The sequence below is a fragment of the Erwinia artemisiae genome, assembly GCF_051400835.1.
Lineage (GTDB): Bacteria > Pseudomonadota > Gammaproteobacteria > Enterobacterales > Enterobacteriaceae > Erwinia > Erwinia aeris.
Window position 1 is genome coordinate 939,144 of the sequence record NZ_JBLFFM010000001.1, and the last position, 21,400, is coordinate 960,543.

Consider the following 21,400-nt stretch of genomic DNA (forward strand, 5'->3'; position numbering starts at 1 on the left):
CTGCAAGGAGTCAGCATGTTTAAACCGCACGTTACCGTAGCCACCGTCGTTCAGGCGGAAGGCCAGTTTTTGGTGGTTGAGGAAATGGTGCGCGGCCGCGCCACCTGGAACCAGCCCGCAGGCCACCTGGAAGCCAACGAGACCCTGCTGCAGGCCGCCGCGCGCGAGCTGTACGAGGAGACGGGCCTGGAGGCCGTTCCTCAGGTTTTTCTGCGGCTTCATCAATGGATCGCGCCCGACAATACGCCGTTTCTGCGTTTTTTGTTCGCGCTGGATTTACCGAAAATGCTGCCGACCAGCCCTCAGGATCGCGATATCGATCGCGCATTATGGTTGCCGCCGGAGGCGATTATCGGTGCGAAAAAGCTCCGTTCGCCGCTGGTTGCCGAAAGTTTGCGGATTTATCAGCAGGGCGTACGCTATCCGCTTGAGGTGCTGAGCGCGTTCCAGTGGCCCTTTAGCGAGGATGCGCCCGCCGCCGACGCGTGGTAGAATATGCCGCAATTTTAAAGTGCAGCCTTTAACTGCAACTCAAAGTCGGGTATTTCTCATGTCATTAGGTAAAAAAGTGATCGTCGGTATGTCCGGCGGCGTGGACTCCTCCGTTTCCGCCTGGTTACTGCAACAGCAGGGCTATCAGGTTGAAGGCCTGTTTATGAAAAACTGGGAAGAGGACGACGGTGAGGAATACTGTACCGCAGCGGAAGACCTGGCGGATGCGCAGGCGGTCTGCGACAAGCTGGGCATCCACCTGCATACGGTGAACTTTGCGGCGGAATACTGGGACAACGTGTTCGAGCATTTCCTCGAAGAGTATAAGGCTGGCCGCACCCCTAACCCGGATATTCTCTGCAACAAAGAGATCAAATTCAAAGCCTTCCTGGAGTTCGCGGCCGAAGATCTGGGCGCGGATTTTATCGCTACCGGTCACTACGTGCGTCGCCGCGACGTTGACGGCAAAAGCCAGCTTTTGCGCGGTCTGGACGACAACAAAGACCAAAGCTACTTCCTCTACACGCTGGGCCATGAGCAAATTGCGCAGAGCCTCTTTCCGGTTGGTGAACTGACCAAGCCAGAAGTGCGCCGCATTGCCGAAGATCTGGAACTGGTGACGGCGAAGAAGAAAGACTCTACCGGCATCTGCTTTATCGGCGAACGCAAGTTCCGCGATTTCCTGGGGCGCTATCTGCCCGCTCAGCCCGGCGCTATCGTCAGTACGGAAGGCGACGTGGTGGGCGAGCATCAGGGGCTGATGTATCACACGCTGGGCCAGCGCAAAGGACTGGGGATCGGCGGTACCAAAGAAGGCAGCGAAGAGCCGTGGTACGTGGTGGATAAAGACGTGGCGAACAATCTGCTGGTGGTTGCGCAGGGTCACGACCATCCGCGCCTGATGTCGGTCGGGCTGATCGCCCAGCAGCTGCATCTGGTCGACCGCGAAATTATCGCCGCGCCAATGCGCTGCACGGTGAAAACCCGCTATCGCCAGAGCGATATTCCCTGTACGGTAACGCCGCTGGGTGCCGATCGGCTGGAAGTGCGTTTTGACGAGCCGGTCGCGGCGGTCACGCCGGGCCAGTCCGCCGTGTTCTATCAGGGTGAAATCTGTCTGGGCGGCGGCATTATCGAAGAGCGTCTGCCGCTTTAAAAAGGTTATGCCGGGCGGGCCTCTGTCCGGCGGCGCATACAGGAGTTACCGTGGCGAAAAATTATTACGACATTACGCTGGCCCTCGCGGGCATCTGCCAGGGCGCGCACCTGGTGCAGCAGCTGGCGCATCAGGGACACTGCCCGCCCGAGTCGCTAAAGGTGTCGCTGTCGAGCGTGGTCGATCTCAACCCCTCCTCGACGCTCGCCGTTTACGGTGGCAAAGAAGAGAACCTGCGCTTCGGGCTGGAGACGCTGATTGCCGTGCTGAACAGCAGCAGCCGTCACGGCGCGGGCGCGGAGCTGACGCGCTATACCCTGAGCATGATGGTGCTGGAGCGCAAGCTGAGCGCCAGTAAAACCGCGCTGGACGAACTCTCAAAACGCATTGCGCAGCTGGATCGCCAGCTGGCGCATTACGACCTGGAATCCGATACGCTGCTGAGCGCTATGGCCGCCATCTATGTGGATGTGATTAGCCCGCTTGGCCCGCGTATCCAGGTCACCGGCTCGCCCGCCGTGCTGCAAAACTCGCAAATTCAGAGCAAAGTCCGCGCCGCGCTGCTGGCCGGTATTCGCTCCGCCGTACTCTGGCATCAGGTAGGCGGCGGCCGCCTGCAGCTGATGTTTTCACGCAATCGCCTTGTGAAAGAGGCGAAACAAATTTTATCCCGTTGTCCCCAACCTCTTTAATCTTCAGGAGTTACACTGATGGAATTATCCTCTCTGACTGCCGTCTCCCCTATTGATGGCCGTTATGGCGACAAAGTCAGCCCGCTGCGCGCTATTTTCAGCGAATTTGGCCTGCTGAAATTCCGCGTTGAGGTTGAAGTACGCTGGTTACAGAAACTGGCCGCCTGCGCAGAGATCAAGGAAGTTCCTGCATTTGACGCTGACGCAAACGCTTACCTTGATGCCATTGTCGCTAATTTCAACGAAGAAGACGCCGCGCGTATTAAAACCATCGAGCGTACCACCAACCATGATGTCAAAGCGGTTGAGTATTTCCTGAAAGAGAAAGTAGAGCCGGTTGCCGCGCTGCACGCCGTATCTGAATTTATTCACTTCGCTTGTACTTCTGAAGATATCAACAACCTCTCGCATGCGCTGATGCTTAACACTGCGCGTCGTGAAGTCATCGTGCCCTACTGGAACAAAATTATCGCGGCGGTTAAAGACCTGGCGGTACAGTATCGCGATATTCCGCTGCTTTCCCGTACACACGGCCAGCCCGCCACGCCTTCCACGCTCGGCAAGGAGATGGCGAACGTCGCCTACCGCTTTGAGCGCCAGCTGCGTCAGCTGGAGCGCATCGAGGTGCTGGGTAAACTCAACGGCGCGGTCGGCAACTACAACGCCCACATCGCCGCCTACCCGGAAGTGGACTGGCACCAGATGAGCGAAAGCTTCGTCACCTCGCTGGGCATTACCTGGAACCCCTACACCACCCAGATCGAGCCGCACGACTACATTGCCGAAATGTTTGACTGCATCGCGCGCTTCAATACCATTCTGATCGACTTCGATCGCGACGTGTGGGGCTATATCGCGCTGAACCACTTTAAGCAGAAAACCATTGCGGGCGAAATTGGCTCCTCCACCATGCCGCATAAGGTCAACCCAATCGACTTTGAAAACTCCGAGGGCAACCTGGGGCTGGCTAACGCCGTGATGCAGCACCTGGCAAGCAAGCTGCCGGTTTCCCGCTGGCAGCGCGATCTGACCGACTCTACGGTGCTGCGCAACCTGGGCGTTGGCATGGGCTATGCGCTGATTGCCTACCAGGCGACGCTGAAAGGCGTGTCCAAACTGGAAGTGAACCGCGATCGTCTGCTGGACGAACTGGATCACAACTGGGAGGTGCTGGCGGAGCCGATCCAGACCGTGATGCGCCGTTACGGTATTGAAAAACCTTATGAAAAACTGAAAGAGCTGACGCGCGGCAAGCGCGTGGATGCCGCGGGGATGAAAGCCTTTATTGACGGGCTGGCGCTGCCGGAAGAAGAGAAAACCCGCCTGAAGCTGATGACGCCGGCCAACTATCTGGGCCGCGCGGTGCAGATGGTCGACGAGCTGCCGTAATTTTCCGCGCGACGTCTGGTTCGCGCTACATCAGAAGGCCGACGCAAGTCGGCCTGTGTTAATCTATTGTTTATCTGCTTTAACCTATACTTTCCTCAGATCGTAATCGGCCCCGGTCTTTGACCGAATCTACTGAAAGGATAATGTTATGCGCGTATTGATTGTGGAAGATAATCCCTTACTGCGTCATCATCTGGCCGTGCAGCTGCGCGAAATGGGCCATCAGGTAGATGCGGCGGAAGATGCCAAAGAAGCTGACTATTTTCTTACCGAACATACCCCCGATATTACCCTGGTCGATTTAGGCCTGCCGGATGAAGACGGCATGACGATGATCCGCCGCTGGCGCGGTCTGGAAGTCAAACAGCCGATCCTGGTGCTGACGGCTCGCGAAGGCTGGCAGGCTAAGGTAGAAGCGCTGGAAGCCGGTGCCGATGACTACGTGACCAAGCCTTTTCATATTGAAGAAGTGGTGGCCCGTATGCAGGCGCTGATGCGGCGCAACAGCGGCCTGGCTTCACAAATCATCTCGCTGGCGCCTTTTCAGGTCGATCTGTCGCGGCGCGAGCTGAGCGTCAACGAGCAACAAATTAAGCTGACCGCTTTTGAATACACCATTATCGAAACGCTGATCCGCAATGCCGGTAAGGTCGTCAGCAAAGATTCGCTAATGCTCCAGCTTTATCCCGACGCTGAACTGCGTGAGAGCCACACCATCGACGTATTGATGGGGCGCCTGCGTAAAAAAATTCAGGCCGTCTGGCCGCAGGATGTGATCACCACCGTCCGCGGGCAGGGTTATCGGTTCGATCTTTAATGACGTTACTTCGTCCTGATACGCCTTTTTCACTGCGCGCCCGCTTTCTGTTAGCTACGGCGGCGGTCGTGCTGATCCTGTCGCTCTCTTATGGCATGGTGGCCGTTGTCGGCTACGTGGTCAGTTTTGATAAAAACACCTACCGGGTAATGCGCGCGGAGAGCAATCTCTTTTTTACGCTGGCGCAGTGGCAGAATAACCAGTTAACCATTGCCCAGCCCGAGCGGGTATCGCTTAACTTCCCTACCCTGGTTTTTATCTATAACGAGGACGGCAAGCTGCTGTGGCAGCTGCGCGACGTGCCGGAGATCCGTTCTCGCATCAAGCGAGAATGGCTTAAACGCGCTGATTTCTATGAAATTGACGCCGATAACAACATCAGTCGCCAGGCGCTGGGCGATAATAAGGAAGCGCAAAATAAGCTGACCGCCTATGACGACGATAACAACGACACTTTTACCCACTCGGTAGCGGTAAACCGCTACGCGGCGACGCCGACCCTTCCGGCGTTGACCGTGGTCGTGGTGGATTCTATTCCTCAGGAGCTGCAGCATTCCGACGTGGTATGGTCGTGGTTCAGCTATGTGCTGCTGGTCAACCTGCTGCTGGTCATTCCTTTGCTGTGGCTGGCCGCGCACTGGAGCCTGCGGCCGATAGGCCTGCTGGCCGCACAGCTGCGCGAGCTGGAGCACGGCACGCGCGAAACCCTGGCCGACGAAACGCCGCAGGAGCTGCAAAGCCTGGTGCGCAACCTGAATTTCCTGCTGGATAACGAGCGTCAGCGCTACACCCGCTATCGCACCACGCTCAGCGATCTGACCCACAGCCTGAAAACGCCGCTGGCGGTGCTGCAAACCACGCTGCGTTCGCTGCGCGGCGGCCGCAACCTTTCCGTCGAGCAGGCCGAACCTATTATGCTGGAGCAGATCAGCCGTATCTCGCAGCAGATCGGCTACTATCTGCACCGTGCCAGCATGCAGGCCGATCACAACGTGCTGAAGCGCGAGCTGCATTCCGTGCCGGCGCTGCTGGACAGCCTCTGTTCGGCACTGAACAAGGTTTATCAGCTGAAAGGCGTGGAGCTGACGCTGGATATCTCGCCGGAAATTACCTTTGTCGGCGAGCAAAATGACTTTATGGAAGTGCTGGGTAACGTGCTGGATAATGCCTGCAAGTACTGCCTGGAATTTGTGGAAATCCGGGGTCGCCAGACCGACGATGAGCTGCATTTGATCGTGGAAGACGACGGGCCGGGCATTCCGGAAAGCAAACGCGATATGATTTTTATTCGCGGTCAGCGCGCCGACACGTTGCGTCCCGGCCAGGGCATTGGTCTGGCCGTAGCGCGCGATATCGTGGAGCAGTATGCCGGCGATATCATCGCCACCACCAGCGAACTGGGCGGCGCCCGAATGGAAGTCATCTTCCGCCGTCAGGAAGTGGTCGGCGAAAAACCCTGAAGGCGGCTATTTGCGGCGGCGGCCGCAAATGCTTTTCCCTGCCATCCTTTCCGACTGTTATAATCGATGAAATTCAGCGTTTCAGGAAGACCCATTATGGATTATCAGCTCGATCTCAACTGGCCCGATTTTATCCAGCGCTATTGGCAAAAGCGTCCCGTCGTGCTCAAGCGCGGCTTTAAAAATTTTGTCGATCCTATTTCGCCGGACGAGCTGGCCGGTCTTGCGATGGAAAACGAGGTCGACAGCCGCCTGGTCAGTCATGACAACGACAAGTGGCAGGTCGCGCACGGGCCGTTTGAAAGCTTTGACCACCTTGGCGAAAACAACTGGTCGCTGCTGGTGCAGGCGGTCGACCACTGGCACGAGCCGTCGGCCGCGCTGATGCGCCCTTTCCGCTTTCTGCCGGACTGGCGCACTGACGATCTGATGATCTCCTTCTCCGTGCCCGGCGGCGGTGTTGGTCCGCATCTGGATCAGTACGATGTCTTTATCATTCAGGGCACCGGCCGTCGCCGCTGGCGCGTGGGCGAAAAAGTGGCCATGAAGCAGCACTGTCCGCATCCGGACCTGCTACAGGTCGAGCCGTTCGACGCGATTATTGATGAGGAAATGGAACCGGGCGATATCCTTTATATTCCGCCAGGATTCCCACACGAAGGCTACTCGCTGGAAAGCGCGATTAACTATTCCGTTGGCTTCCGCGCGCCAAGCGGCCGCGAGCTGATTAGCGGCTTTGCGGACTATGTGCTGTCGCGCGAGCTGGGCAGCCGTCGCTTTACCGATCCGGACGTGCCAGCGCGTGAAAATACCGCAGAAATTCTGCCGCAGGAGCTGGACGGTATCCGCGAAATGATGCTGGAAGTGATTAACCAGCCGGAACACTTTAACCAGTGGTTTGGCGAGTTTATCTCCCAGTCCCGCCACGAACTGGATGTGGCGCCGCCGGAACCCCCTTACCAGCCGGATGAGATTTACGACGCGCTGCAACAGGGCGACAGCCTGCAACGTCTGGGCGGCCTGCGCGTGCTGTCTATTGGCGATGCCGTGTTCGTTAACGGCGAGCAGCTTGAATCGCAGCGGCCGGACGCATTGCGGGTGTTAGCGAATCAGCATTCCGTGCACGCGGCGGATCTGGGCGAGGCGCTGGACGATCCGTCTTTCCTGGCGCAGCTGGCGGCATTGGTTAACAGCGGCTACTGGTACTTCAGCGAAGAAGAATAACCGTAACGGCCCTGATTTCAGGGCCGTTTTTACTTGCTCAGGATTTTTTCGCTTTTTCCGCCGTCAGCGCCGCGATGCGCATAATCACCGTCACCGTTTTTTCCATAATATCCAGCGAGGCGAACTCGTGCTTGCCGTGATAGTTATAGCCGCCGGTAAAAATGTTCGGGCAAGGCAGTCCCTTAAACGACAGCGCCGCGCCGTCGGTCCCGCCGCGTATCGGCTTCGTCACCGGCTCCACGCCGCTTTCCCGCATCGCCTGTAGCGCCAGCTCAATAATATGCGCATGCACTTCGACCTTTTCGCGCATGTTGTAATAGCTGTCTTCCGTCTGCACGTCAATGCTGACGCCCGGCTGTTTGCCCTCGCTCAGCGTGGCGGCGATATCTTTCATCACCTGTTTTCTGGCTTCAAAGCTGTCGCGGTCGAAATCGCGGATGATGTAGTGCAGCTCCGCTTTATCCACGCTGCCTTTGATACCGTGCAGATGGTAAAAGCCCTCATAGCCTTCAGTCTGCTCCGGCACCTCTTTTTCCGGCATGGCGGCGTGAAAACGCATCGCCAGATCCAGCGCGTTGACCATTACGCCTTTAGCGCTGCCGGGATGCACGTTGTTGCCGACAATCTTCACGGTAGCGGAAGCGGCATTGAAATTCTCATATTCAAACTCGCCCAGATCGCTGCCGTCGATGGTATAGGCCCACTCGGCGCCAAAAGCCGCCACGTCGAAACAGCTGGTGCCTTTGCCTATTTCTTCGTCCGGGGTAAAAGCGATGCGGATATCACCATGCGGCACGTTCTCGCTTTTCAGCCGGGCGATAGCCGTCATGATCTCCGCCACGCCCGCTTTATCATCCGCGCCCAGCAGCGTTTTACCATCGGTGGTGATCAGCGTGTGGCCCGTCAGGCGGTGCAGCACGGGGAACATCACCGGCGACAGCACCTCATCGCCAATGCCCAGCGCGATGTCGCCGCCGCGATAGTTCTCAACGATCTGCGGATTAACATTTTTACCGGTAAAGTCCGGCGACGTGTCCATATGGGCGATAAACCCGATGGTTGGTACAGGCCAGGCAACGTTTGCAGGCAGGGTCGCCATAACGATGGCGTGCCCGCTCAGCGTGACGTCGCTCAGCCCCAGCGCTTCCAGCTCCTGTTTTAACTCACGAGCCAGCCGCCATTGCCCTTCCGTACTGGGAACCTGCCGAACATGTGCTTTGGACTGCGTGTCGAATGAAACATAGTGCAAGAAGCGTTCGAGTAAATTTGTCATCTGCCTTCCCTCTGAGTGCGGACGGTTATTATCTGTTATTTTGCCCGACGTTTATTGCGTCAGGTCAGTTACCTGCTCGGATCCTGCGGCTTCGGCGCGCCCCCGCCCGGAAGGCTAAAGGCGCACGGATAGTGGATCAGACTGTAAAAACGCACCGGCGCTGTGCCGTCATTGCGGTAGCTGTGCGGCGTATCGGCCTGAAAACGCAGCCCTTCGCCTGCTTTAAGCGTATGCCATTGCGCGCCGGTCGCCAGCCGGAGTTCGCCTTCAATAACGACAACGTGTTCAATTACGCCGCGCTCATGGGCGGAAGACTCGCTGAGCGCGCCGGCGGCCAGCTCAACCACCAGCATGTCAAAACCCAACTGGCGATCGAAGGGAAACAGCGGGCTGGCCTGCATGGTCGTATGCTGCTGTCGCCAGCCATCGGTTCCTACGCTGCGAAGAAAGGCGCTCTCAGGGGCGGGGTCGGCAATAAAATGCGAGAAAGGCACGTTAAAACCGGTCGCTATCTTCCATAGCGTCGCCACGGTTGGGCTGGATTCGCCGCGTTCTACCTGGCCAAGCATCGCTTTGCTGACGCCTGTCTGCACGGCGGCTTCCGTCAGGCTCCAGCCGCGCGCCAGGCGCAGCGCTCTCAGAATACGACCAGGTTCCGGTAGTGTTTGTGGCATCAAAACTCCCCCGTTTTTTTCCTTAGCATAACACTTGTGCGTTATAGCGCACAGTGCTAGCTTGTGCGTTATAACGGTCAATCGGGAGAGGATCATGCGTCCTGCCTTTTCTTTACGTCACCTGACTTTTCCTGCCGTGGTGGCGGGATTTGTCGCGGTGCTGGTGGGCTACACCAGCTCTGCCGCCATTATTTTCCAGGCCGCCGGGGCCGCCGGCGCAACGGCGGCGCAGACTGGCGGCTGGCTAAGCATGTTGGGTCTGGCAATGGGCGTGACCTCAATTGGGCTGTCGATCTATTATCGCGCGCCCGTGCTGACGGCCTGGTCTACGCCGGGCGCGGCGCTGCTGGTCACCAGCCTGCCCGGCACGCCGATGCCGGAAACCATCGGCGTATTTATCTTTGCTTCCGGGCTGATTTTTCTCTGCGGCGTGACCGGCCTGTTTGCACGCCTGATGAACCATATTCCGCAGGCGATTTCCGCCGCCATGCTGGCGGGTATTTTATTGCGTTTTGGTCTGGATGCTTTCGCCTCGCTGCAGCCTGATTTTACGCTGACGGCCAGCATGTGCCTGGCTTACCTGTTAGCGCGCCGTTTTCTGCCGCGCTACGCCATTGTGCTGACGCTGCTGGTGGGTCTGGCCGTCGCGGCGATAAAAGGAGAGATCCACCTTTCGCAGCAGCCGCTGACCTTTGCCGTGCCGGCATTTATCGCGCCGCATTTTAGCTGGTCATCGCTGCTCGGCATTGGCGTTCCCTTTTTTATAGTGACGATGGCCTCACAGAATGCACCCGGCATCGCCACGCTGAAAGCGGCAGGCTATCCGGTGCCCGTTTCGCCGCTGATGAGCTGGACCGGGCTGGCTTCGCTGCTGCTCTCTCCTTTCGGCGGTTTTTCCGTCTGTATCGCGGCCATTACGGCGGCAATCTGTATGGGGCCGGACGTGCATCCCGATCCGCAGCGTCGCTACTGGGGCGCGGTCTGCGCAGGCTTTTTCTATCTGCTGGCGGGCCTGTTTGGCGGCGCGATTGGTCAGCTGTTCAGCGCGCTGCCGCCTGCGCTTATTCATACCCTCGCCGGGCTGGCGCTGCTGGGAACAATAGCGGGCAGCCTGCAGCGCGCGCTGGCGGAGGATAAACAACGTGACGCTGCGGTGATTACCTTTCTGATCACGGCGTCGGGCCTGTCGCTACTGGGGATTGGCGCGGCGTTCTGGGGGCTGGTGGGTGGGATAGTGGCGCATCTGGTGTTTTGTTTGCCACGCCGCTAAGACGGGTTGCCGATTTGAACGCTATTTTACCGGCTGGCGTGACTGCCGTTGCGCCAGAGACTATGCGCGCGGCCTGCTGTATCAGCCACGCTGCCAAAGGCAAAGCACAGATACAGTCGTGACTCAGAGCGCTAATCACCTTGCGTGCCTCCTCGCTATAATGAGGATTACCCGGCGCGCTGCGTGCCGGGCGCAACCAAAGAGGTGAAATTTGATTAAATATAGCGTGTTATACCCGAACGTTGAAAACGGTGAGTTCGATCATGACTACTATCGCGATGTGCATCTGCCGCTGATCCAGGCAAGGATGGGCGACTATCTGGTGTCCTTCTCCATCGACAAAATCATTGGCACACCTGAAGGTACGCCAGCACCTTATGTTGCCGCCTGCCATCTGGTTTGCCGCTCTGTCGAGGATCTGCAAAAAGGCATGGAAGGCCATATCGATGAGATTGTGGGTGATGTTGCAAACTTTACTAATATCAAGTCAGTGAAGTGGATTTCTGAAGTCGTGGCGTAACACTGGCGAAAAGGCGGAAGCCATCCCGCCTGAACTGCATTTTTGCCTGAGAAACGTAACGGCAATCATATACACAATCGCAAAAGCCATGCAGAAAAAGGACGGCAGGTTGCCGTCCCATATGGCATGGGTTACTTGATCTTCGCCAGCAGACGCTGCACAAATTCCGGCACCACCTCGCTTGCCAGTCCGTACTCTTTCTCTTCGAATTCGCTGCCGACCTGGCTTGGCTCCAGGTTCAGCTCGACGGTGTGGGCGCCCTGCAGTTTCGCCTCATGCACAAAGCCCGCCGCCGGATAGACGTGGCCGGAGGTGCCGATAGCGATAAAGTAGTCCGCCTGCGCCAGCGCCTGATAGATCTCATCCATCTGTAGCGGCATTTCGCCAAACCACACCACGTGCGGCCGCAGCACCGACGGGAACTGACAGCAGTGGCAGCGATCGTCTTCCTTGACGTCTTCCTGCCAGTGCAGCACCTGGCCGCTGGAGACGCAGCGTACCTTCAGCAGCTCGCCGTGCATATGGATAACGTTACGACTGCCCGCGCGTTCGTGCAGGTTATCAATATTTTGCGTCACCAGCAGAAAGTGGTCGCCCAGCGCGGCTTCCAGCTCGGCCAACGCTTTGTGCGCCGCATTGGGCTGGATATCACCGCTGGTCAGCTGGCGACGGCGGGCGTTATAAAACGCCTGCACTTTTTGCGGATCGCGCGCGAAGCCTTCAGGCGTCGCCACGTCTTCCACCTTGTGCTCCTCCCACAGGCCGTCGGCAGCCCGGAAAGTGCGGATCCCCGACTCGGCAGAGATACCTGCGCCGGTCAGGACAACAACTCGCGGTAAAGGATGCATGGCGATCTCCAGATTGCGGTCGCGTTCGAAAATGCGCTGACGCAAACGCTGCTGCACCTTGCGTCGGGTTTTCTTGTAGCGAGCCAGTCTCAGCCGGCGACGGGGTGTACGCATGTTAAATCCTCTAATCCTTAATGTGCAAAAAAGCGGCGCCGCGCGTGCCGCCTGCATCGCCATGGCGGGCTTTGGCAAAACGCGGCGGCTTTGCTCGCGGCAGCAGATGCGTTGCCACCTGCTGCTCCAGCCCGTCGTAAAGCGCGCCAAAACCAGACAGCCCGCCGCCCAGCACCACCAGATGCGGATCCACCAGCGTCAGCCAGTTTGCCAGGCAAACGGCCAACAGCGCCTGATAGCGGGCGGTATGGGCTATGGCCTGCTCGTCCCGTTGATAATAACGGCTGGCGATTTCCGGCGCACTGAGATCTGACTGATTATGCAGCCGCCACAGGCGGGCAAAGCCCGGCCCGGAAAGCCACGGCTCGATACAGCCGCGCTTGCCGCAGCCGCAGAGAGGCTGCGCCACGTCGCGGCCCAGCACTTCCAGCGCATCCAGCGGCAGCCGCATATGGCCAAACTCGCCTGCGACGAAGTTGCGTCCGGTCAGCGGTTTGCCTTCCACTATCAGCCCGCCGCCCACGCCGGTGCCCAGGATCAGCCCCAGCACCACCGGATAGGCTTTGAACTCGTCGTCCCAGGCTTCCGACAGCGCAAAACAGTTGGCGTCATTATCAATACGCACTTCCCGCCCCAGCCGCTGGCTCAGATCCGCCTGCAGGCGCTGTCCCTGCGCCGCCGGCACGTTGGCGGTAAAGACCGTGCCGTCATCCGGCACGGGCAGCCCAGGGATGCCCATACCGACGCTGCCCCGCGTGCCGCAGAACTTATCGGCTTCGTCCGTCATCGCCGCCAGCCTGTCGAGCAGCTGCGCGTAATCATGCGTGGGCGTGGCGGCGCGCTGGCTCCAGATAAGCTGGCGCTGCTCGTTATAGACGCCAAGCGCGATTTTGCTGCCGCCGACGTCAAAGCCGTAATACATGCTACTGCCCACTCAGCACGCGCGCCGGATCGATGCGGCTGGCGCGTCTGGCCGGATACCAGCTGGCGATCAGGCTCAGCAGCAGCGAGGTAAGCAGCACGATGCCCACATCCTGCCAGTGCACTTCTGACGGCAGAAAATCGATAAAATAGATATCGCCGGACAGGAAGTGGTAGCCGGTTAAGGTTTCGATACCGTGGATAATCGGCGTCAGGTTAAAGGCCGCCAGCACGCCGACCACCACGCCGCTGACGCTGCCCAGCAGGCCAGCCATCAGCCCGTACCAGACAAAAATAGCGCGGATCAGTCCGTCCCTGGCGCCCAGCGTGCGCAGCACCGCAATATCGCCGCTCTTGTCCTTCACCGCCATGACCAGCGTGGAGACAATGTTAAAACAGGCCACGCCGATCACCAGCACCATTGCCAGATACATAATGGCGCGGATCATCTGGATGTCGCGGTACATATAGCCGTAGGTGCCAATCCAGCTGCGGATATAGACATAGGCGTGCGTCACTTCGCCCGCGTCCCGCACCAGCTTCTGCGCGGCAAACGGATTGGTCATCTTCAGCGCGATGCCCGTGACACTGTCACGCATCGCCAGATAATTTTGCGCATCCTGCAACGGCACCAGCGCCAGGCTGTGATCCAACATCCCGCTCAGCGCCAGAATGCCGCTGACCTGAAGGCGCACGCGTTTCGGCTGGAGCAGCTTATGTTCGGGATCGCTATTGGGGATCATAATAGTCAGCCAGTCGCCCTGCTTTACCTTCAGGCTGTTGGCGACGCCCTGACCTAAAATAATCTGCTGCTTGCCCGCGCCGAAGCTTTGCCAGGCATTATTCTGCACATAGGCAGGCAGCGCGCTCAGTTTGGTTTCCTGCTGCGGATCGACGCCTTTAACCTGGATCGCCTGAAGCTTTGCGCCGCTCTCAATCAGGCCGGTGAAATTGATATAGGGTGCAGCCGCCGCAATGCCCGGAACCTGCTCCACCTTCGGCAGCAGCGACTGCCAGCCGGTAAAGGGCTGGTTGACCGGTTCGATTTCACCGTGCGGTACCACGGCCAGAATGCGGTTATTCAGCTCGCGTTCGAAGCCGTTCATGGCGCTGAGGCCAATAATCAGCACCGCCACGCCCAGCGCAATGCCAACCGTAGAGATCGCTGAAATCAGCGATACCATGCCGCCGCGACGGCGCCCACGGCTGAAGCGCAGGCCCAGGAGCAGAGAAAGAGAACTTGCCATTACGCCATGCCCGCTAGCGTCAGTTCTTCGCTGAGCACGCCGTCACGCATTTCCATCTGGCGGTTAAGCCGCTTCGCCAGATGCAGATCGTGCGTCACCACCAGAAAAGCGGTGCCCTGACGCACGTTCAGTTCGCCCAGCAGATCGAAAATGGCGTCGGCGTTGCGCGCGTCCAGGTTGCCGGTCGGCTCATCCGCCAGCACCAGACGCGGATTGTTTACCAGCGCGCGGGCAATCGCCACGCGTTGCCGTTCCCCGCCCGAAAGCTCGGAAGGCCGGTGCGCCGCCCGCTTTTCCAGACCAACCGCACGCAGCATATCAATGGCTTTCGCCTCGGCCTGCGCCTTGCTGGCCTTGCCAATCAGCAGCGGCATGGCGACGTTTTCCAGCGCGCTGAAATCGGGCAGCAGATGGTGGAACTGATAGATAAAGCCCAGCTCGCGGTTGCGCAACTCCGCCTTTGCCGACGAAGACATGCCGTTCAGCGACTTGCCGTTAAACACCACGTCGCCGGAGGTTGGCGTATCCAGCCCGCCCAGCAAGTGCATCAGGGTGCTTTTGCCGGAGCCGGAGCTGCCAACAATCGCCATCATTTCGCCAGGCGCCACGCTGAAAGAAACATTACGCAAGACGTCTGTCTGGACGCTGCCTTCCTGGTAGCGTTTGCACAGGTTGTCGCACTGCAACAGAATCGGGTTACTCATAACGTAAAGCCTCAGCGGGTTGAACGGCGGCGGCGCGCCAGGAGGGATAGAGCGTGGAAAGCAACGCCACGGCCATCGCGATAACAACAATGGTGGCCACCTGAACGGCGGAAATCTCGACGGGCAGCGCCGCGCCATCCAGGAAGATGCCGATCAGCGGCATCAGATTATTCAGCTGGCTGGCAAGCAGCACGCCCAGCAGCGCGCCGACCAGCGAGCCAACGATGCCGGCGGTTGCGCCCTGCACCATAAATACCAGCACAATTTGCCGGCGGGTCAGCCCCTGAGTTTGCAGGATCGCCACTTCGCCCTGCTTTTCCATAATCAGCAGGCCCAGCGAGGTGATGATATTAAACGCGGCGACGGCGACAATCAGGCTGAGCAGCAGCCCCATCATGTTTTTCTCCATCTTCACCGCCTGGAACAGCTCGCCCTTGCGCTCGCGCCAGTCTTTCCAGACCAGGCCGTCCGGCAGCTTCTGCTCGCTGAGCGTATCCACCTGGAGAGGTTTGTCCAGCCACAGCCGCCAGCCGGTGATATGGCCAGCCGGATAGCGCATCAGGCGCGAGGCGTCCTGCTGGTTGACCAGGATCTGATAGCCGTCCACCTCGCTGTTGGCGGCGAACGTGCCGATAACGGTAAACAGGCGCTGGCTGGGCAGCCGCCCCATCGGCGTAAACTGGCTGGCGGACGGCACCATCAGCCGCAGCTGGTCGCCGCGCTTCAGCCCAAGCTGTTCCGCCAGCTGTTCGCCGACGATAATGCGGTACTGATTGGGCTGTAGGTCGCTCTGCTTCACATTGGCGAGATACGGCGTCAGCGGATCCGGCTCGTCAGGGTTGATGCCCAGCATAACGCCGACGCCGACGCTGCGGGCGCTTTGCAGCACCACGTCGCCGGTGGTCAGCGGCGTGACGCGACTGACGCCTTTCAGCTGCAGCGAATCCGCCGGCACCTGCTGCGGGTCGATCGAGCCTTTCTCGCTGCTAATCAGCGCCTGGGGCATCAGGTTTAAGGTGCTTTTTTCCAGCTCGTGTTCAAAGCCGTTCATCACCGACAGCACGGTGACCAGCGCCAGCACCCCCAGCGTGATGCCGATGGCGGAAAGCCAGGATACAAACCGCCCGAAGCGGTCTGATGCTCGCCCGCGCATATAACGCAGGCCGATAAATAACGCGACAGGTTGATACATGTAATCCGTCTTCTGGCGGTAATAAGGCAAAAAGTGATCGAAGATGATAAAGGTTAGCCCGGCGTTATGGAACCTCTAAGCCGCTGACTCTTTTGCTAAGTTTTGTTATCTCTTGCGACACGCGCTTTTATTGGCGAAATATCACACTAAAAACGACCGTTAATTACTCAATTATTACGCAAAAAAGGGCATAGACTTAATTATCCCTTAAAGGGAGCAGCGTAGAGTAAAGGCGGGAGTGGTCATAATGTCAAAGTATGAAAAAGGCAGTATTGTCCGGCATAAAACGGGCGAAATTAAAGGACTGGTCGTCAACGTGTTTGAACAGGGCGATGCGCCGGCGGGCTATTACGTGAAGTGGGACGATGGCAATCACAGCTATCACGGCGAAAAAGAACTCATTTGGGCAAACATTGACCGACCCAGAATGCACTACACCCAACAATCGCCGAAATAGAGGTATACTCGGTTAGCCGAACAGGAAACGCGTCGTTTTCTGCTCTCCCTTTATGTGAAGAGACCGACTAACTGACTATGCCTGAACAAGCCCGATATACCCTGCCAGCAAAAGCAGGCGACCAGCGCCAGCTGGGACAATTAACCGGTGCCGCCTGTGCGGTGGAATGTGCTGAAATCCTGGCGCGACACGGCGGCCCCGTGATGCTTATCGCACCGGATATGCAAACCTCGCTGCGGCTGCAGGATGAAATCCGCCAGTTTACCGATGAGCCGGTATTAACGCTGGCCGACTGGGAAACGCTGCCTTTCGACAGCTTTTCGCCGCATCAGGAAATCATCTCTTCCCGTCTCTCCACGCTTTATAATCTGCCCTCGCTGGAAAAAGGCGTGCTGATCCTGCCGGTTAACACGCTGATGCAGCGCGTCTGTCCGCACAGTTTTCTGCATGGCCATGCGCTGGTGATGCGCAAGGGCCAGCGCCTGTCGCGGGATACGCTGCGTTCCCAGCTGGAGCAGGCAGGCTACCGTCACGTCGATCAGGTGATGGAGCACGGCGAATACGCCACGCGCGGCGCGCTGCTGGATCTCTATCCGATGGGCAGCGAGCAGCCTTACCGCATCGACTTTTTCGATGATGAAATCGACAGCCTGCGCCTGTTCGACGTCGACAGCCAGCGCACGCTGGAAGAGGTCGAGGCGATCAATCTTTTGCCCGCGCACGAGTTTCCTACGGACAAAGCGGCCATTGAGCTGTTCCGCACCCAGTGGCGCGAGCACTTTGACGTCCGGCGCGAGGCCGAGCACATTTACCAGCAGGTCAGCAAAGGCACGCTGCCGTCCGGTATCGAATACTGGCAGCCGCTCTTTTTTGAGCAGTCGCTGCCCGCGCTGTTCAGCTATCTTCCGGCCAATACGCTGCTGATTAACACCGGCGATCTGGAAGGCGCAGCGGAACGCTTCTGGCAGGAAGTGATGGCGCGCTTTGAAAACCGTCGCGTCGATCCGATGCGTCCGCTGCTGCCGCCGGAAAAGCTGTGGCTGCGCACCAACGAACTGTTCAGCGAGCTGAAAAACTGGCCGCGCGTGCAGCTGAAAAACGAGGCGCTGCCGGAAAAAGCCGTCAACACTAACCTGGGCTATCAGCCGCTGCCCGACCTGGCCGTCCAGGCGCAGGCAAAAGCGCCGCTGGATGCGCTGCGTCGTTTTCTGGAATCGTTCAGCGGCCCGGTGATTTTTTCGGTAGAGAGCGAAGGCCGCCGCGAGGCGCTTCAGGAGCTGCTGGCCCGCATCAAGCTGGTGCCGAAGACCATTCACGCGCTGCATGAGGCGGAGCAGCCCGGCGCTTACCTGATCGTCGGCGCCAGCGAGCACGGCTTTATCGACAGCCTGCGCAACCGCGCGCTAATTTGCGAAAGCGATCTGCTGGGCGAGCGCGTCAGCCGCCGCCGTCAGGACACGCGCCGCTCTATCAACCCGGACGTGCTGATCCGCAACCTGGCCGAGCTGCATCCCGGCCAGCCGGTGGTGCATCTGGAGCACGGCGTCGGCCGCTATATTGGCCTGACCACGCTGGAAACCGGCGGCATCACGGCGGAATACCTGATGCTGACCTATGCCGGAGACGCCAAACTCTACGTGCCGGTCTCCTCGCTGCATCTGATTAGCCGCTATGCCGGCGGCGCAGACGAAAACGCGCCGCTGCACAAGCTCGGCAGCGATGCCTGGTCGCGCGCGCGGCAGAAAGCAGCGGAAAAAGTCCGCGACGTGGCGGCCGAGCTGCTGGATATCTATGCTCAGCGAGCGGCAAAAGCGGGCTTTGCCTTTAAGCACGATCGCGAGCAGTATCAGCTGTTTTGCGACAGTTTCCCGTTTGAAACCACGCCGGATCAGGCGCAGGCGATTAACGCGGTGCTCAGCGATATGTGCCAGCCGCTGGCGATGGATCGCCTGGTGTGCGGCGACGTCGGCTTTGGTAAAACCGAAGTGGCGATGCGCGCCGCTTTCCTCGCGGTAGAGAACCACAAGCAGGTTGCGGTGCTGGTGCCGACCACCCTGCTCGCCCAGCAGCATTATGACAACTTCCGCGATCGCTTCGCCAACTGGCCGGTGCGCATTGAAATGCTCTCCCGTTTCCGCAGCGCGAAAGAGCAGGCGCAGATCCTGGAAGAAGCGCGTGAAGGCAAAATTGATATTCTGATCGGCACCCATAAGCTGCTGCAAAGCGAAATCAAATGGCGCGATCTGGGGCTGCTGATTGTGGATGAAGAGCACCGCTTCGGCGTACGCCATAAAGAGCGCATCAAGGCGATGCGGGCCGATGTTGATATTCTGACGCTGACCGCGACGCCTATTCCCCGCACGCTGAATATGGCGATGAGCGGCATGCGCGACCTGTCGATTATCGCCACGCCGCCTGCCCGTCGTCTGGCGGTGAAAACCTTTGTCCGCGAGTTCGATAATCTGGTGGTACGCGAAGCTATCCTGCGTGAAGTGCTGCGCGGCGGCCAGGTTTATTACCTCTATAACGACGTGGAGAACATCGAAAAAGCCGCCCATCGCATTGCGGAGCTGGTGCCGGAAGCGCGCGTCGCCGTGGGGCATGGCCAGATGCGCGAGCGCGATCTGGAACGGGTGATGAACGATTTCCATCATCAGCGCTTTAACGTGCTGGTCTGCACCACGATTATTGAAACCGGCATCGATATCCCGACCGCGAATACCATTATTATCGAGCGCGCCGACCATTTTGGCCTGGCGCAGCTGCATCAGCTACGCGGCCGCGTGGGCCGTTCGCATCATCAGGCCTATGCGTGGCTGCTGACACCGCATCCAAAAGCGATGACCACCGACGCGCACAAGCGTCTGGAGGCGATCGCCTCGCTGGAGGATCTGGGCGCCGGTTTTGCGCTGGCAACGCACGATCTGGAAATTCGCGGCGCGGGCGAGCTGCTGGGCGAGGATCAGAGCGGCCAGATGGAGACGATTGGCTTCTCGCTGTATATGGAGCTGCTGGAAAACGCCGTGGACGCGCTGAAGGAAGGCCGCGAGCCGTCGCTGGAAGATCTGACCAACAGCCAGACCGATATCGAACTGCGGATGCCGTCGCTGCTGCCGGACGATTATATTCCGGATGTGAATACCCGCCTGTCGTTCTATAAGCGCATCGCCAGCGCGCAGCAGGAAGGCGAGCTGGACGATTTGAAAGTGGAGCTTATTGACCGCTTCGGCCAGCTGCCGGACCCGGCGCGTAACCTGCTGGATATCGCCACGCTGCGCCTGCTGGCGAAGAAAATTGGCATCCGACGCGTTGAAGCGAGCGAGAAAGGCGGTTTTATCGAGTTTGCGGAGAAAAACAAAGCCGACCCGTCCTGGCTGATTGGCCTGTTGCAAAAAGAGCCGCAGAACTGGCGGCTTGACGGCCCAACGAAGCTGAAGTTTGTGCGCGACCTCGCCGAGCGCAAGCTGCGGGTGAAATGGGTGCGCGACTTTATGACGCAGGTGCTGCAAAACGCCGCCTGATGCGTCTGCTGCCGTTGCCGCCTGCCCTCAGCAGGCTGCAACGGCGTGCTTTACCGAACAGGTGCACGGTTAGCCTGAGCATAACAGGCTAACACGATTATTCTCCGCTAAAACTCTGCACGCCGCGCTATTATTCGTTCGACGAAATGCCCAACATAAAGCCATCTATCTCTTCTATTTTAATCCTTAACAGCCCGTTTTTATGATGCGAGAACTTTTCCGATCCTAACCGGAAGGCGACATCTTTCAGATGCAAAAAATTAAGCGGCACTGACGCGTCGTCATCTTCCGGCGTGTAGTACGCCTCGCCGGTGCGTTTAAAATAATTCGCTATCGCCTGCTCTACCGTGCCTTCCTGCGCGTCGCCAAAAAACTCGACGATTTTCTCGTAATATTCCTTACCGGAAATGGTGTTGCCCGTTACCAGCGCGCCTTTTACAAACAGCGTAACGCCCAGGCCGACGCCCAATTTACTGGCGATATTAGCGATAAAGTTCAGATCGGCGTCGCGCATTTTACTGGCGAACACGTTAGTCATTTCACTTTGTTCAGACATGCCGTTCTCCTTGCCGTTATAAAGGGGATCTATCAACTACCTTAATGAGTTTAGTGGAGAACGGGTCGCTGACCAGTCGGACGCCGATCGCCGATTTTCCGCCGCTGGCCGTCTGGCGAGGATTGCCTGTCCGCCCCGATTTGCCGTTATTTATCTTTGAATCGCTTGTCGTCCGGCACAGAAATCGGTTTCAGTAGCGGTAAAAAAAGATATTACTCAGGCGAGGTGCGTCAGAGAAAAACATTAATGCAGTTTGTGGAACTGCCTCGCATTTTATCGTTGCGTTTTCAGCGAGTTTGCACAGGAGAAGGCGTATATTTAAGCAATGAGGGAAGACAGGAAGAAGGAGAAGAGAGGTGTTTTTAGCGCGGTAATAACGGGGTGGAGCCCGCTATCACCGCTAACCACAACTAACTGATCAGGAGTTAATCATGGCTAAGACGGATTGTAAGTCAGAACCGCGCGTAACTGAAGTGCCGCAGCCGACCACTCGCTGCGAGTTTTACAGCCGCGCCGCGCACCGAGCGATATTTTTACGCGGCGAGTGGATAGAACAGGCAGGCTTTGCCGAAGGGATGCCGCTGAAAGTACGCGTGATGCCGGAATGTATTGTGATCACGGCGCAAAACGGCCGCGAGCTGTGGGGCTGTGTTGAGGGATTGAGCGTAGCGCATATCAATCATAAAAAGGTGAAGCAGTGGATAAAGGATTTCCCCGGCGCGTTGCAGGATAGCGACGATGCACCAGTGTTCAGGCGGAGTAACGGGGGCTTTGTGTAAGCCATCCTGGCTTGCTGGCTTGCTGGCTTGCTGGCTTGCTGGCTTGCTGGCTTGCTGGCTTGCTGGCTTGCTGGCTTGCTGGCTTGCTGGCTTG

At 58.4% G+C, this 21,400-nt stretch carries 20 protein-coding genes; 12 read left to right on the forward strand and 8 right to left on the reverse strand.

All coding sequences use genetic code 11. The annotated features are described in order from the left end of the window. The first annotated feature begins 15 nt into the window (after positions 1–15). The 7 genes from ACMGEE_RS04460 to ACMGEE_RS04490 all read left to right on the forward strand — a co-directional run bounded on the left by ACMGEE_RS04460 (position 16) and on the right by ACMGEE_RS04490 (position 7,230). Positions 16–492 (forward strand): NUDIX domain-containing protein, encoded by a 477-nt coding sequence (locus tag ACMGEE_RS04460; protein ID WP_125289649.1) that lies wholly within the window; start codon positions 16–18, stop codon positions 490–492. Between the two features lie 58 nt (positions 493–550). Then, positions 551–1,648 carry a tRNA 2-thiouridine(34) synthase MnmA gene (mnmA, locus tag ACMGEE_RS04465; RefSeq protein WP_125289648.1) on the forward strand — a complete coding sequence of 366 codons (1,098 nt, stop codon included), beginning with the start codon at positions 551–553 and terminating at the stop codon, positions 1,646–1,648. Positions 1,649–1,698: 50 nt separating this feature from the next. Next, entirely contained in the window at positions 1,699–2,340 is a 642-nt protein-coding gene (hflD, locus tag ACMGEE_RS04470) for a high frequency lysogenization protein HflD (RefSeq protein ID WP_125289647.1), read from the forward strand. Between the two features lie 18 nt (positions 2,341–2,358). Further along, entirely contained in the window at positions 2,359–3,729 is a 1,371-nt protein-coding gene (purB, locus tag ACMGEE_RS04475; protein ID WP_125289646.1) for an adenylosuccinate lyase, read from the forward strand. A gap of 148 nt (positions 3,730–3,877) precedes the next feature. Further along, on the forward strand, positions 3,878–4,546 hold the full coding sequence (gene phoP / locus ACMGEE_RS04480; protein ID WP_125289645.1) for a two-component system response regulator PhoP: 669 nt from the start codon (positions 3,878–3,880) through the stop codon (positions 4,544–4,546). Beyond that, positions 4,546–6,006: a two-component system sensor histidine kinase PhoQ gene (gene phoQ / locus ACMGEE_RS04485; protein WP_125289644.1), complete on the forward strand. Its 1,461-nt coding sequence runs from the start codon at positions 4,546–4,548 to the stop codon at positions 6,004–6,006. The genes phoP and phoQ overlap by 1 nt, the downstream gene beginning before the upstream one ends. Positions 6,007–6,102: 96 nt before the next feature. Continuing rightward, complete coding sequence (locus ACMGEE_RS04490) at positions 6,103–7,230, forward strand: ribosomal protein uL16 3-hydroxylase (protein WP_253454551.1); 1,128 nt, start codon at positions 6,103–6,105, stop codon at positions 7,228–7,230. Positions 7,231–7,267: 37 nt separating this feature from the next. Here ACMGEE_RS04490 and pepT read toward each other — a convergent pair whose 3' ends face one another. Both pepT and ACMGEE_RS04500 read right to left on the reverse strand, forming a co-directional pair. Further along, complete coding sequence (gene pepT / locus ACMGEE_RS04495; protein ID WP_436829731.1) at positions 7,268–8,503, reverse strand: peptidase T; 1,236 nt, start codon at positions 8,501–8,503, stop codon at positions 7,268–7,270. Positions 8,504–8,571: 68 nt separating this feature from the next. Then, a complete protein-coding gene (locus tag ACMGEE_RS04500; RefSeq protein WP_301251731.1) occupies positions 8,572–9,177 on the reverse strand; it encodes a helix-turn-helix domain-containing protein in 606 nt (201 codons plus the stop codon). 94 nt (positions 9,178–9,271) lie between these two features. Between ACMGEE_RS04500 and ACMGEE_RS04505 the strand changes: the two genes are divergently transcribed. Continuing rightward, positions 9,272–10,447, forward strand: coding sequence for a benzoate/H(+) symporter BenE family transporter (locus ACMGEE_RS04505; RefSeq protein WP_436829732.1), 1,176 nt, complete (start codon positions 9,272–9,274; stop codon positions 10,445–10,447). A gap of 211 nt (positions 10,448–10,658) precedes the next feature. Continuing rightward, a complete protein-coding gene (locus tag ACMGEE_RS04510) occupies positions 10,659–10,967 on the forward strand; it encodes an EthD family reductase (RefSeq protein ID WP_436829733.1) in 309 nt (102 codons plus the stop codon). A 131-nt stretch (positions 10,968–11,098) separates the two neighbouring features. Here ACMGEE_RS04510 and cobB read toward each other — a convergent pair whose 3' ends face one another. From cobB to lolC, 5 genes are read right to left on the reverse strand one after another with little or no spacing between them, the layout of a single operon-like run. Further along, positions 11,099–11,929 carry a Sir2 family NAD+-dependent deacetylase gene (gene cobB, locus ACMGEE_RS04515; protein ID WP_253454556.1) on the reverse strand — a complete coding sequence of 277 codons (831 nt, stop codon included), beginning with the start codon at positions 11,927–11,929 and terminating at the stop codon, positions 11,099–11,101. A gap of 10 nt (positions 11,930–11,939) precedes the next feature. Continuing rightward, a complete protein-coding gene (nagK, locus tag ACMGEE_RS04520) occupies positions 11,940–12,851 on the reverse strand; it encodes an N-acetylglucosamine kinase (protein ID WP_369896092.1) in 912 nt (303 codons plus the stop codon). A 1-nt stretch (position 12,852) separates the two neighbouring features. Then, complete coding sequence (gene lolE / locus ACMGEE_RS04525; RefSeq protein ID WP_253454558.1) at positions 12,853–14,097, reverse strand: lipoprotein-releasing ABC transporter permease subunit LolE; 1,245 nt, start codon at positions 14,095–14,097, stop codon at positions 12,853–12,855. Continuing rightward, entirely contained in the window at positions 14,097–14,801 is a 705-nt protein-coding gene (gene lolD, locus ACMGEE_RS04530) for a lipoprotein-releasing ABC transporter ATP-binding protein LolD (protein WP_125289636.1), read from the reverse strand. The genes lolE and lolD overlap by 1 nt, the downstream gene beginning before the upstream one ends. Further along, the gene (gene lolC, locus ACMGEE_RS04535; RefSeq protein ID WP_253454559.1) at positions 14,794–15,993 is read right to left on the reverse strand and encodes a lipoprotein-releasing ABC transporter permease subunit LolC; all 1,200 of its coding nucleotides are present in this window, start codon (positions 15,991–15,993) and stop codon (positions 14,794–14,796) included. Before lolC ends, lolD begins: the two co-directional genes overlap by 8 nt. 247 nt (positions 15,994–16,240) lie before the next feature. Here lolC and ACMGEE_RS04540 point away from each other — a divergent pair, with 247 nt between their 5' ends. Then, a complete protein-coding gene (locus tag ACMGEE_RS04540; protein WP_125289634.1) occupies positions 16,241–16,450 on the forward strand; it encodes a hypothetical protein in 210 nt (69 codons plus the stop codon). Between the two features lie 77 nt (positions 16,451–16,527). Beyond that, complete coding sequence (gene mfd / locus ACMGEE_RS04545) at positions 16,528–19,971, forward strand: transcription-repair coupling factor (protein WP_436829734.1); 3,444 nt, start codon at positions 16,528–16,530, stop codon at positions 19,969–19,971. Positions 19,972–20,101: 130 nt separating this feature from the next. Here the strand turns inward: mfd and gvpU are convergent, their stop codons facing one another. After that, positions 20,102–20,527 (reverse strand): gas vesicle accessory protein GvpU, encoded by a 426-nt coding sequence (gvpU, locus tag ACMGEE_RS04550; RefSeq protein ID WP_253454561.1) that lies wholly within the window; start codon positions 20,525–20,527, stop codon positions 20,102–20,104. Between the two features lie 431 nt (positions 20,528–20,958). Between gvpU and ACMGEE_RS04555 the strand changes: the two genes are divergently transcribed. Next, positions 20,959–21,306, forward strand: a complete 348-nt coding sequence (locus ACMGEE_RS04555; RefSeq protein ID WP_125289631.1) for a SymE family type I addiction module toxin — start codon at positions 20,959–20,961, stop codon at positions 21,304–21,306. The last annotated feature ends 94 nt before the right edge of the window (positions 21,307–21,400 follow it).